The 12,441-nt window shown below is 68.2% G+C and carries 13 protein-coding genes; all 13 read right to left on the reverse strand.

What is annotated here, in order from left to right:
* Positions 1-16: 16 nt before the first annotated feature.
* Entirely contained in the window at positions 17-1,537 is a 1,521-nt protein-coding gene (locus AC5RV3_RS09540; protein WP_494121913.1) for a hypothetical protein, read from the reverse strand.
* The gene (gene flhA, locus AC5RV3_RS09545) at positions 1,512-3,566 is read right to left on the reverse strand and encodes a flagellar biosynthesis protein FlhA (protein ID WP_494121914.1); all 2,055 of its coding nucleotides are present in this window, start codon (positions 3,564-3,566) and stop codon (positions 1,512-1,514) included. Before flhA ends, AC5RV3_RS09540 begins: the two co-directional genes overlap by 26 nt.
* Positions 3,566-4,732 carry an EscU/YscU/HrcU family type III secretion system export apparatus switch protein gene (locus tag AC5RV3_RS09550; protein WP_494113474.1) on the reverse strand — a complete coding sequence of 389 codons (1,167 nt, stop codon included), beginning with the start codon at positions 4,730-4,732 and terminating at the stop codon, positions 3,566-3,568. Before AC5RV3_RS09550 ends, flhA begins: the two co-directional genes overlap by 1 nt.
* The gene (locus tag AC5RV3_RS09555) at positions 4,733-5,491 is read right to left on the reverse strand and encodes a flagellar biosynthetic protein FliR (protein ID WP_494121915.1); all 759 of its coding nucleotides are present in this window, start codon (positions 5,489-5,491) and stop codon (positions 4,733-4,735) included. It lies immediately after the preceding gene.
* On the reverse strand, positions 5,491-5,766 hold the full coding sequence (gene fliQ, locus AC5RV3_RS09560; protein WP_494000437.1) for a flagellar biosynthesis protein FliQ: 276 nt from the start codon (positions 5,764-5,766) through the stop codon (positions 5,491-5,493). The genes AC5RV3_RS09555 and fliQ overlap by 1 nt, the downstream gene beginning before the upstream one ends.
* 2 nt (positions 5,767-5,768) lie before the next feature.
* A complete protein-coding gene (gene fliP, locus AC5RV3_RS09565) occupies positions 5,769-6,620 on the reverse strand; it encodes a flagellar type III secretion system pore protein FliP (RefSeq protein ID WP_494121936.1) in 852 nt (283 codons plus the stop codon).
* A 14-nt stretch (positions 6,621-6,634) separates the two neighbouring features.
* On the reverse strand, positions 6,635-7,384 hold the full coding sequence (locus AC5RV3_RS09570; protein WP_494121916.1) for a FliO/MopB family protein: 750 nt from the start codon (positions 7,382-7,384) through the stop codon (positions 6,635-6,637).
* Positions 7,385-8,083 (reverse strand): flagellar motor switch protein FliN, encoded by a 699-nt coding sequence (gene fliN, locus AC5RV3_RS09575; protein ID WP_494107664.1) that lies wholly within the window; start codon positions 8,081-8,083, stop codon positions 7,385-7,387.
* Positions 8,080-8,997, reverse strand: coding sequence for a flagellar motor switch protein FliM (locus tag AC5RV3_RS09580; RefSeq protein ID WP_494107663.1), 918 nt, complete (start codon positions 8,995-8,997; stop codon positions 8,080-8,082). The genes fliN and AC5RV3_RS09580 overlap by 4 nt, the downstream gene beginning before the upstream one ends.
* Positions 8,998-9,154: 157 nt before the next feature.
* Entirely contained in the window at positions 9,155-10,246 is a 1,092-nt protein-coding gene (locus AC5RV3_RS09585) for an OmpA/MotB family protein (protein WP_494121917.1), read from the reverse strand.
* Positions 10,243-11,064 carry a motility protein A gene (locus tag AC5RV3_RS09590; protein ID WP_494121918.1) on the reverse strand — a complete coding sequence of 274 codons (822 nt, stop codon included), beginning with the start codon at positions 11,062-11,064 and terminating at the stop codon, positions 10,243-10,245. Before AC5RV3_RS09590 ends, AC5RV3_RS09585 begins: the two co-directional genes overlap by 4 nt.
* The gene (locus AC5RV3_RS09595; protein ID WP_494121919.1) at positions 11,065-11,382 is read right to left on the reverse strand and encodes a flagellar FlbD family protein; all 318 of its coding nucleotides are present in this window, start codon (positions 11,380-11,382) and stop codon (positions 11,065-11,067) included.
* A gap of 259 nt (positions 11,383-11,641) precedes the next feature.
* A partial coding sequence (locus tag AC5RV3_RS09600) for an HNH endonuclease signature motif containing protein (protein WP_494121920.1) occupies positions 11,642-12,441 on the reverse strand: 800 nt, incomplete at its 5' end.

Here is a 12,441-nt window from a genome sequence, read left to right on the forward strand (position 1 = left end):
CAACCCATCGCGGGCGTCAGAGCCAGGGGGCCTCGGCCGGCTCGCCGTCCACCCAACCCACCGGCACCCCGAGTGTGTTGACCGTCTTCGGCGAGCTGGTGTGCCTCGTTCCGGTGACCGCCAGGCCGTCGGGAACGACGACCCGCTGCACGGCCTGCACCCAGCGGTCGGTGTCCTCGGCCTTCCGCCCGGCGTCCACCGCCAGCCAGATCTGGTCGGCTCCCAGTGCCGGCAGGAGCGCGAGCAGCTCCAAAGACGGCGTGAGCGCCTGACCCAGGCCATAGGCCACGAAGACGCTCTGTCCGCGCTCCACGCCTCGGGCACGGGCACCTATCGCACTGTTGCGGTCCTGCACCGGTCTCCGGACATCGGCAGCATGCGCACCGCCCATCTTCACCATGTTCCCGCCGCCGGAAATCCAATCGGCGGCCTCGGACGGCGCACCGTTAACCGCTGGCGCCGCGGCGGCCATGGAAGTGGCAGCCTCCAGGGCAACATCGCCCTGGCCGATCACCAGCACCAGGTCCCCCGGGCCGTAGAGCGGCACCGGGATGGCCGGCTTGCCGGCCGGGCCCGGGCCCGCGGCCCGCTGGGCCTCCTGCGGCTGCGCCGGCCCGTCCTCCGTGACTGTGCCGACGACGACGCCCGTGCCTCCCCAGGCGTCGGTCTGGCCTTCGGTGCGGGCCGAGCGGTGCGGATCCGGGTCGATGGCCTCCGTGGCAACCTTTTCAACCTCCTGCCCGGCCTGCTCCTCCTGCCCGGCGTGCCCGGCCTGCCCATGCTGCCGCTCCAAAGCCTCGGTTTCCGGGGGTCCGGCCGCCGCGCGCCGTCCCGTACCGGCCGCCCGGGTCCGGGATCCGGTGGCCTCCAGGGAACCGCCGGCCACTGCTGCCGCCGGCATGGCCGAAGCTGCCGTAATTGGGACCGGGGCTGCTGCGGCTGCGGTGGCTGGGGCTCCCGTGGCTGGGGCCTCCGTGACGGGGGCTTCGATGGCCGCTGCACGGGCCTCCGGTCCCCGCGCGGCCACGCCGCCTGAATCTGTGCCCGCAGCCTCCGGGGGTTTCGGGTCGGTCCGCCGGCGTCCCGAGCCGGGCCCTGCCGCGGCGGCTCCGGAGCCCTCCGCCGGCCCGGCTGCTTCCGGCAGCGGTTCCTCCAGCCGGGCGCCCTTGGGTAGCCGGGTGGGCCGCGCCGTGTTGAAGGTCAGGTTGTCCATGATGACCGCGAACTGGTCGGTATGCGTGGAGACGTGCAGTTCGGGCGCCTTGCCGTGCAGCCTTGATTCGGTGCGCTCGGCGTCGGCCAACAGCGCGGCGATTCCGGCGCGGGCCTTCTGGTCCAGGGCGTGCTGGCCGCGCACGGTCGAGGCCGGCAGTTCCACGGTGACTTCGTAGTGCTCGCGGGCGAAGAAGCCGCGGATGCCGCCGACCGTGACCTTTTCGGCCGCGACGATCTTCGCGTCGGGCCCGTGGTCGGCCAGGACCTTGGCCTTGAGTTCCTGGAGGGAGGCGCCTTTAAGCTGCAGCCGTCTGGCCGACACGTACTACCCCCACGGTCTCGATCTTCACGTTGGCGGAGGTGACCTCCTGGTAGGACAGTACCGGAAGTCCCCCGGCCTGCGCCGAGACGAGCCGCCGGATGGCCGGGCGCAGCGCGGGCGCGCACACCAGCACGGCGGTGAGGCCGTTGGCTTCCACCTTCTCCAGCGCGTTCCGCAGCGAGGCCAGCACGGCTTCGGTCCGCTCCACCGAGAGCAGGATCTGCGTGCCGTGTTCGGACGGGCGCATGCCCTCCAGCATCGACTGCTCAAGCGTGGGATCGATCATGATCACGCGCAGCAGCTGCCCGTCCAGGTACTGCGCGGTCAAGGCCGGGCCCAGCGCCTGCCGGGCGGCCTCGATCAGCCCCTCCGGGTCGGTGGAGGACTTGGCCTTCAGCGCCAGCGCCTCGTAGATGCGCGGCAGGTCGTTGATCGGGATCTGCTCCGCCAGCAGCCCCTGCAGCACGCGCTGCACCTCGGCCAGCGATAGCAGGGACGGGGTGAGTTCGTCGACGGCGGACGGGTTTACCGACTTCACGCCCTCGGTCAGCACACGCACGTCCTCACGGGTCAGCAGCCGCGCGGCGTTGGCGGAGATCAGCGAGGACAGGTGCGTGACCAGCACGGAGACCCGGTCGATCACGGTGGCTCCGGCCATCTCCGCGCTGTGCCGCATCTCCGCCGGGACCCATTTGCCGGCCAGCCCAAACACCGGCTCCACCGTGGCGACGCCCGGCAGCGATTCCAGGTTGTCCCCCAGCGCCAGGACCTTGCCCGCCGGTGCCTCGCCGCGGCCGGCCTCCACGCCGGCAATCCGGATCACATACGTGGACATCGGCAGGTCGATGCTGTCGCGGGTGCGCACCGGCGGCACCACCACGCCCAGCTCCATGGCAATCTTCCGGCGCAGCGCGCGCACCCGCGCCAGCAGGTCGTCGGAGGCGCCGGAGACCAAATCCACCAGGTCCGGGGCCAGCTGAATCTCCAGCGCGTGCACCCGCATCTGTTCGATCAGGTCCTCGGTAGTCTCCGAAGCGGGAGCCGCCTGACCCGCTTCGGCGGCAGCGGCGTCGTCGTCCTTGGCTTTGGCCGCCTCCGTGGCCTTGAGCCGCTGTGCCATGAAGATCAGGAACGCGCCCACCAGGATGAACGGGATCTTGGGCATGCCCGGGATCAGGGCCAGCAGAATGGCCGCGCCGCCGGCAATCATCAGCGCCTGGCGGGACTGGGTCAGCTGGTCGGAGGCGTCCGAGCCCATTTCGGAGTCGGCGTTGGACCGGGTGACGATCATGCCGGTGGACACGGCCATCAGCAGCGCCGGGATCTGCGTGACCAGGCCGTCGCCGATGGTCAGCAGGGTGTAGGTGCTGACCGCGTCGCCGATCTCCATGCCGCGCTGCAGCATGCCGATGGCGATGCCGCCGATGATGTTGATGATGATAATGATGATGCCGGCGATCGCGTCGCCCTTGACGAACTTGGACGCGCCGTCCATGGCGCCGTAGAAGTCCGCTTCGGCGGATACCTCGGCGCGGCGTTCGCGGGCCTGCGCGTCGGTGATCAGGCCGGCATTCAGGTCGGCGTCGATCGCCATCTGCTTGCCCGGCATCGCGTCCAGCGTGAAGCGCGCGCCCACCTCGGCCACCCGCTCGGCGCCCTTGGTGACCACCACGAACTGGATGACCACCAGGATCAGGAACACCACTGCGCCGATGATGATCGAGCCGCCCACTGCCACGTGGCCGAAGGCCTCGATCACCTGCCCGGCGTAGCCGTCGCCCAGCACCAGCCGGGTGGACGCCACGTTCAGGCCCAGCCGGAACAGCGTGGCCACCAGCAGCAGCGACGGGAACACGGAGAAGTCCAGCGGCTTCTTCACGAACATGGTGGTCAGCAGGATCACCAGCGCCAGCAGGATGTTCACGATGATCAGCACATCCAGCAGTCCCGCCGGAATCGGCACCACCAGCAGCAGGATGATGCCCACCACCCCGATCGGGACGGCGAGCTTGGAGAGGTTGCGGTTCATCAGTCACCTCCGGGTGACGGTAGGGACAAGGCTCGGCGGCCCTGCCGGGTTGAAGCGTGGGCGGCGGCGTCGGCGTCGGTCATGGCCGGCTCCGCCATGGTGTGGACGCCAACGGCGGTGCCGCGGGCCTTCAGGCTCATGACGAAGGCCAGCACGCGGGCCACGGCGTTGTATAGCTCCATGGGGATTTCCTGGCCGATCTCGCAGGCGGCGTGCAGCGCCCGGGCCAGCGGGACATCGCGCACCACCGGCACGCGGGTGGTTTCGGCTTCCTCGCGGATGCGGGCGGCAATGTTTCCCGCCCCCTTGGCCACCACGCGCGGCGCCGACTTTCCCGGTTCGTACTTCAGCGCCACCGCGTAGTGGGTCGGGTTGACCAGCACGACGTCGGAGCCTCCCACCGCGGCGATCATGCGGTTCCGGCTCATCGCCAACTGCCGCGAGCGCCGCTGCGACTTGATCAGCGGATCGCCCTCGGAGTTCTTGTTCTCGTCGCGGACTTCCTTCTTGGTCATCCGGGTTTTCTTGCGGTTGCGCCGGATCACCACCATCACGTCCAGCACGGCCAGCATCAGGCCGGCGATGATTGCGGTCTGCAGCAGGCCGGCGGTGCCGCCGCCCGCAGCCTCAAGCAGCGAGGCGACCGAGAGCCCGCCGGCGGTCATCAGCACCGGGACCAGCCCCTGGATCACAAAGTACAGGGCCAGTCCCACCACCACGGTCTTCAGCAGCGCCTTGGCACCCTGCCAGAGCGCCTGCATGCCGAACACCTTCTTGAGCCCGTTGACCAGGTTGAACTGCTGGGTCTCGGGTTTGAACTTCTTCCAGTGGATGCCGCCCTGCAGCGCCGCACCCGCGATGACCACGGCGACCACGGCCAGGAACATCGGCGTGAGCGTGTACGTGATGGTGCCCAGCCCGTCCTCGAGCGCCTTGACCACCAGCCCCGGGTCCGGCGACTGGATCATCCGGGTGACGGTGAACATCTGGTCCGTGCCGGCCTGGGAGGCCCGGTCGATGGTCATCGGCAGCATCAACGCGGCCGCGCCCACGCCCAACCAGGCGGTGAGGTCCTGGGATTTGGAGAGCTGGCCCTTCTGGCGGACGTCCTTCATCCGCTTGGGGGTGGCTTGCTCTGTCCGTTCTTCGGACGTTTCCTGCGACATCTAGCCCACCCCCGTTAGCGCCGTCACGGCCTGCCCGGCGAGCGAGGAGACAATCCGCGGCAGCGCCACGAACACCACGCCGGCCAGGGTCAGGGTCAGGAAGATCTTTAACGGGAAGCCCAGCGCAAACGCGTTCAGCGCCGGGGCCACCCGCGTGAGCAGGCCCAGGCCGGCGTCGGCCAGGAACAGCACCACCAGCAGGGGTCCGGCAATCTGCACCGCCGCCAGGAACATCTGCGTCACGCCGGTGATGATCAACTGCACCGGCTCGGCCAGGTCGACTCCCCCGCCCAGCGGCAGCGCGGTGAAACTGCGCGCGAGCCCGCCAATGATCAACTGGTAGCCGTCGGAGGCGAACAGCAGCGCCAGGGCAGCCATCTGGAACAGCCGGGTGAACTGCGCGCCGTTGACCATCGACTGCGGGTCGAACGCCTGCGCCATGGAGAAGCCGCCGAACAGGTCGATCAGCGTGCCCGCCGACTGCACCGCGGAGAACACCACCAACACGAGGAAGCCCAGCAGCGCGCCCACCAGGATCTCCAGCACCAGCGCGCCGAAGAACCCCGCCGTGCTCATCGGCTCGTACCCGTTGGCCACCCGCGGGGAGACCGCCAGGGCCAGTCCGACGCCGAGCATCGCCTTGATGCGGGTCGGGATGGCTCCGTAGGAGAACGGCGGGGCAATCAGCAGGAAAGCCACCATGCGGACACCTGCCAGCATGGTGGCCTCGATCCACGCCTGGTCGAGCGGGATGTTCATTATCCGCCGCCGAGCAGGCCGGGGATTTTCTCGAACATTTCCTGGGTGAAGGAGACCATCTCGGAGATCATCCAGTGTCCGCAGATCAGCAGCGCCACGGCCACCGCCACGGCCTTGGGCACGAAAGACAGCGTGATTTCCTGGATCTGCGTCATGGACTGCACCAGGGAGACGGCGAAGCCCACCACCAGCGCGGTGACCAGCACCGGGGCGGAGAGTTTGGCCGCGACCAGCAGGCCCTGCAGGCCGATGTCGAGGACGGCGTTTGTATCCACGGCTAGGTACCGTAACTTCCGACCAGGGCGGTGATGATCAGGCCCCAGCCATCCACCAGCACGAACAGCAGGATCTTGAACGGCAGCGAAATCATCACCGGCGGGAGCATCATCATGCCCATGGACATCAGCGCCGAGGCCACCACCAGGTCGATCACCAGGAACGGCACGAAGATGACAAACCCGATGATGAACGCGGCACGCAACTCGGAAATCATGAACGCCGGGATCAGGGTCTGCAGCGGCACGGCCTCCGGATTGTCCGGGTTGGGCAGGTCGGCAGCGCGCATCATCAGCGCCAGGTCTTCCTCGCGGGTGTGCGCCAGCATGAAGTTCTGCAGCGGAGCGGCGGCGGCACCCACCGCGTCCGTGAAGTTCGTGGTCCCTTCCATGTACGGCTGCACGCCCAGCTCGTTCACCTGGGTCAGCACCGGCCACATGATGAACAGCGACAGGAACAGCGCCAGCCCGGCCAGCACCTGGTTCGGCGGGATGGAGGGCAGGGACAGCGCGTTCCGGGTCATCGCCAGCACCACGAAGATCTTGGTAAAGGACGTCATCATCAGCAGCAGCGCGGGAGCCACCGACAGCAGCGTGATGCCCAGCAGCGTGATGACGGCGGACGACGGCGTCCCGTTGGGCCCGTTGATTTCCACCGAGAACCCGCCGTCGCCGTCCGGGGAGCCCGGTTCGACGGGGGCCAGTGGGTCCACGGGGGGAACCGGGGCGACCGGCGACGCGAAGGCGGAAGGCGCGCTCAGGATCGCGGCGGCGACGGCAAAGACCACCGCCAGCAGTAGCGCCAGCAGTGCTGCGGTGGCCAGACGCGGCCAGCGGCCCGCCGTCAAGGCCATCATGCCGGTGCTTCTCAACGCGAACGGACCTGCTTCAGGGCTTCGGCGGTCTGCTTCCAGGTCGACGGCGAAAGGATGGAGCCGGCCAGCGGGGAATCCGGTGCCTGCCCCTGCCAGCCGGCCGGACGCGACGCCCGGCGGCCGGTGCGGACAGAACGGCGTCCGCCGTCGATCGGATACAGTCCGGCCTGCCGGATGGGAATGACGTCGTTGTCGTGGTTCGCCTCGTCGAACTCCTGCGCGGCGACCGGGTGCCCTTCAATCGCCTGTTCGGCGAGCGGCTCGGGCATGGGCGCGGCGGCACGACGGGCAGCGCGGCGCGGGAAACCGGAGTCGGCGTCGGAGGAAACTGACGTTCGGGGGGCGTCCGCAGCATCGGACGAGCCGGACGGGACCGCCGCCTCTGCGGCGGCCTGGTCCTGGCCCGATGGGCGGCCGGTGGCAAGCTCCAGCAGCCGGGAGAAGCTGTCCGCCGTGGTCTGTGGAGCGCGGTGGGCGGGCTCGGCCGCCTCTTCGACCGGCGCCTCACGGCTGTCCAGCACGTGCACGGCCTGATCCGTCACGCCCAGCACGAAGCGCTGGCCGTCGGCGTCAACCACCACGACGGCGGCTTTGGGCCCGATGGTCTGGCGTTCCACCACGCGCACTAGCTTGCGGGCGCCGGTGCGGGCGCCGCGGCTGAAGCGGCGCTGCAGCACCCAGAGCAACCCCAGCACCACGGCCAGCGAGAGCGCTACCCGCAAAGCGAGGACCACTGTCTCCATTTAGAGAAGTCCTTCGGGCACGTCGAGGATCTTGGTGATGCGCACGGCGTAGTCCTGGTCGACGACGACGACCTCGCCGTGGGCGATCAGGCGGCCGTTGAGCAGCACATCGGCGGGGGCGCCGGCCGAGCGGTCCAGTTCGATCACGCCGCCCGGCTCCAGGTTCAGCACATCGCGCACGGACATCCGCGTGCGGCCGATCTCCACGGTCAGCGCCATTTCCACGTTGTTGATGCGGCCCAGCTTGGCCAACACCGAGTCGTCCGCGCCGTGCCCGGCCGGGTTACCGCGCAGCCGGATGGCGAACCAGCCGCCGGCCTCGCCGTCGCCGCCGGTCAGCTTGAACACCGCGGCTTCCGGATCGGAGAACAGCGCCGCGGCGTTGCCGACGCGTGCTTCACCCAGCACACCGGCACCGAGAACGGACGTGGCCGCTTCCAGCGCCGGGCGCAGCAGGTCGGCGGCGGATACCAACGGGGAATCCGTACCCGCGGCGGCGGCCAGCGCGGCCTGGTCGGCCACCACCAAGGCGACGTCGGCCGAGGTACCGCCCACAAAGGATCCGACGACGGCGGAGGCCACCTGCCCGGGCAGCGGTCCGCCTTCGTCCTGGCGAACCGCGTAGAGCGGCGTGTTGGTGGGCAGCAGCCCCAGGAGCGCGTCGGCGGCAGCAGCCTGAAGGGTCTGGGTCTGTGTCATCGGGCGTTCTCCTCGGTTGTAACAATGACTCCGGCCAGGCGGTTGCCGTTGGCGCCCACGGCGGCATGCGCCAGGCGTTCGCCGTTGACGGCAACATCCAGCGGGCGGTGTTGCGGGTGCGGCAGCGGCAGCAGGTCGCCTATGGCCAAGTCGAGGACCTGGCCGGGACGGACGCGCATGGGGGCGAACTGCAGGGCCACGTCCACCGGGATCTGCACCAGCTGGGTCTCCAGCAGCTTCCGTGCGTTGGCCGGGCTGCTCATGGCGAACGAATCACGCAGCTGGGTCAGCAGCACCTCGGCCGGGATAGCCACCGTGGCGGGCGCGGACATGTCACCGACCCGGATTTCAAAGGTGGCAACGATCATCAGGTCGTTGGTTGCCGCCGCCTGCGCGAACTGCGAGTTGTAATGGATCTGGTCCAGGCTGATGGGCGTGGTGAGCAGGGAACCCAGCGAGTAGCGCAGGTCCTCCAGCGCGTCCTCCATGAGGCGGCTGACCAGGGCCTGTTCAATCTGGGTGAACTTGCGGTCCGGATAGTCGTGGCTGCCGTTGCCGCCCAGCATGTGGTCCACCCACGTCATCGCAGCCTTGGTCGGGAACTGGATCACGGCCTTGCCGGTGATGTCGTCGAGGGCACAAAGGACCATCGCGGTACTGGCCGGCAAAGAGGCCGCGTACTCGTCGTAGGTTTGCATCTGGACCTGTTCCGACGTGACCGTGCAGATCACGCGGACCTTGGCGGTCAGCTGGGTGCCCCACTGTCGGGCGAATGTTTCGAAGGCCAACTCCAGCACGCGGGAATGCTCCCGCGCCAGAGTGGTGGGCCGCCGGAAATCGTAAACTTCGACGGCTCTGGCCGGCTTTTCGGGCGCGCTAGAGTGCGCATGTTCCTGGACCGTCACAGCAGGCACTATCGGCAGCGTGATGGGGGATGTTAGGAGTTTGGATAAGGCGGGTCAGCCGGTTCCCGCGGCACGTCCAACGTCGGTCGCCCGGTGCCAGAGGCGGGCGACCGAGTGACCGGAAGATGCCCCGCCGGGCGCCGGTGCCACACACAGGCGAGCGCGCTCAGTGGTCGGAGGACGCCCCGCCGGGCGCCGGAGCGTAGGTGGCGTCCGGCCCCGGGCCGCCGCTCCGGCCACCGCCGGTGACCACCTCGCGCCCGGAGCTTCCACCCGGCTCTCCTGCCACGCGCTCGGCAGGTTTGTCCTCAGGGGCTTCGGCCTCAGCCGACTCGGCCTCGGCCTTTCCCGCAGCTTCAGCTTCGGCGGCCTTCTTGGCCAATTCCGCCCGTTCCGCAGCCGCCTCCTTGGCGGCGCCGGCAGGATCCTTCATGACTTCCGGGATCAGGTTGCGGATGGCTTCCGGCTGGCCGGAAAGCACCACGATGTCCACGCGACGGTTCATGGTGAGATCTTTGTCGCTCCCGCTGGTGGTCAGCGGCCTGGATTCACCGAAGCCAACGGCGGAGATGCGGTTCGAAACCACGCCGCTGTCTTCCACCAGATGGCGCAGCACGTTCACGGCACGCTCCGAGGAAAGCTCCCAGTCCAATGCGTTCGGGTCCAGATGGCGCACCTGCGCCGTGTGGCCTTCCACCTTCAGCTCATAGCCGACCGGCTTCAGCACCGGACCCACCACGTTCAGGACCTTGATGGTTTGCCGGGTGAGCGCCGGTGAGTCGGGCTCGAAGAACGTCTCGCTGCCAATCAGGCGAACGGTCAGCCCGCGTTCGTCAAGCTGGAAGCGGACAGCTTTTTCAAGGCCTTCTTCCTGCAGCCCCTTGGTGATCTTCTCCTGGATGTCGCGCAGGTCGTCGACTTCCTTGATGGCCGCGTCGAGATCGGTTTTCACTTCACCCTCGGTGTCCTCTTCGGCGTCACCACTGGTAAACCCCTGGCCCTCCTCGTCAATGAGTTCCGGCGGCACCACTACCCCTTCAGCCGTATCAACCGCCTGGGTGCGCTCCACGCCGAAACCGGTGGCCAACGAGTTCGCCAGCTTCTCGAACTTCGCCGCATCCACCGTGGACATGGCGAAGAGCACGATGAACATACACATCAGCACGGTGACCATGTCCATGTAGGAGGCCATCCACCGCTCGTCCGGGTGCTCGTCTTCTTCCGCGCCGAGCGGCCGGCGCGGGCGCCGCGACTTCATGCTGCCTTGACCGCAGGCTTGTCGTCGGACTTGCCGGATTTGCCTTCCTTGCCCGGCTTCCCCGAGCCCATCTCATGCTCCGGAACCATGGCACGCAGTCGTTCGCCCAACAGCCGAGGCTGGCTGCCGGCCTGGACCGCCAGCATGCCTTCCATTAGCAGGGTCATGCGTTCGGTTTCCAGGTCGGACAAGCGCCTCAGCTTGCCTCCGATCGGCAGCCAAATGAAGTTGGCGGAGAGCAGTCCCCACAGGGTTGCCACGAACGCCGTCGCAATCATCGGTCCCAAGGTATCCGGGGTGGAGAGGTTCTCCAGCACGTGCGTCAGCGATACGACGGTGCCGATGATGCCGATGGTCGGGGCGTAGCCGCCCATGCCCATAAAAAACTTGGAGGATTGACGATCGGTGCGCGCCTTAGTGCTGATCTCGTCTTCGAGGAGGATCCGCAGTTCCTCGCCGTCGGTGCCGTCGGCGATGTTCTGCAGCGCCCGCTGCATGAACGGGTCCTTTTCCTCGGCCGCCTCTGCATCCAGTGCCAGCAGGCCCTCGCTGCGCGCCTTTTCGGCCAGTTCCACCACTCGGTCAATGACTACCTGCGGCTTCGCAACCTTGCCGGTGAAAGCCCGGGGCAACGCTTTGAAGGCGTGCAGGCCGTCGCTGAGGGTGGTGCTGGCCAAGCCCACGGCAATAGTGGCACCGAAGACCAGGATCATCGGGGCCGGGATGAGGAGCGCCTCGACGTGGGCGCCCTCGAGGGTGATCATGGCATAAAGCGAGCCGAAGGCCAGCAGGAGGCCAATAAGTGTTGCGGGATCCATTTACGTATTCCTAGGGCGCAGCGGCACAGTGTTGCCGGAGTCCACGGAGTCTTCTCCGGGGGCCGGTGCGGCGGGTGGCACGAGGCCGAGCTGGGGGTGACCGTGCTGGTGGACTGAAGGCGGCAGCTCATGGGCCAGGTGCAGCACGTATGCGCGGTAGCTGGCGATCATCTCGATGACCTGACTCATCGTCTCGGTGACGATGTACTTCGCGCCGTCGACCATCACCAAGGTGGTGTCAGGGTTGGCATGGACACGCTCAATGAGGTCAGGGTTGACCGCAAACTGGCTGTCGTTCAGCCGCGTTACTACGATCATTGGCCCCGTCCCAGGTTTCTCGAGGGCTCCGGTGAGCCGCTACCTACTACCTTCGGCCGCGCGCGTGCCGCGGTTAGCTGCTCAGACCCCTTGTCGCGTGCGTTCCCGGTCACGGCCGGCTGGGCTGGGACCTAATTCCTATTTCTCCTGCAGCAGGACATGCGCCCAGTGGCGGTAATTAGGGAGCCACGCTTGCTGTTGGGCGGTGATTGATCCCGCACCAAAACTGGACAGCTGGCATTGCGGGAGGCCTGCTTCATCACGTGGCGTGGAGTGGTTGGGGTGGGACGTGGGTTTGCCAGTAGGAGTTGCGTAGCGGTTTGCGGCGGGGGTCGATGTAGTCCGGCGGGGTGAACCAGGGGATGCCGTTGAGGACGTTGATCTGCCAGTTGCCTTGCTCGATCAGGTCGTGGTGGAGCAGGCAGAGGCACACCCCGTTATCGACGGTGGTGCGGCCGCCGGCCCACCACGGGATGATGTGGTGGGCTTCGGTCCAGAACGCGGGCATGCTGCACCCCGGGAAGGCACAGCCCTTGTCCCGGGCGACCAGTGCCCGGCGGATGGCCCGGTTGAAAAACCGTTGCGACCTGCCCAGATCCAGGATTTCGCCCTCGGACCCGAGGACGGCCGGGATGATTTCCGCGTCGCAGGCCATCCGGCGCACCGTGGTGGCCGAGACCGGTCCGTTAAAGACCGCGCTGCCGCCGCCGGAGAGCAGCCCGGCCAACTGTTCGTACCCGGTGGTGACGATCACCTGCGTCCGGTGCCCGCCCGAATCCGGAAGCCTGCCGGTGTTCAACGCGATCCGGCAAGCCCCGACCAGGCCGGCGAGCAGCTTCTGCGCCCGGGTGGCACCGTCCATCGCCTGCACCACGGCCGGATCCACCGCGGTGGCCGGGTCAACAGCGCTGGGGCCTCCACCGCTGTGACGGGATGCCGAATCGGCGTTGCCTTCCGCGGCCGCCCTGTCCGTCCCGCCCGCACCAGCGGCGCCGGCGCCGCCCCTGCCTGCCTCAGTGGATCCGGTCCCGGCAACATTGCTGTTACCGCCGCCCATGG

Source organism: Arthrobacter sp. Y3221114 (assembly GCF_059092625.1).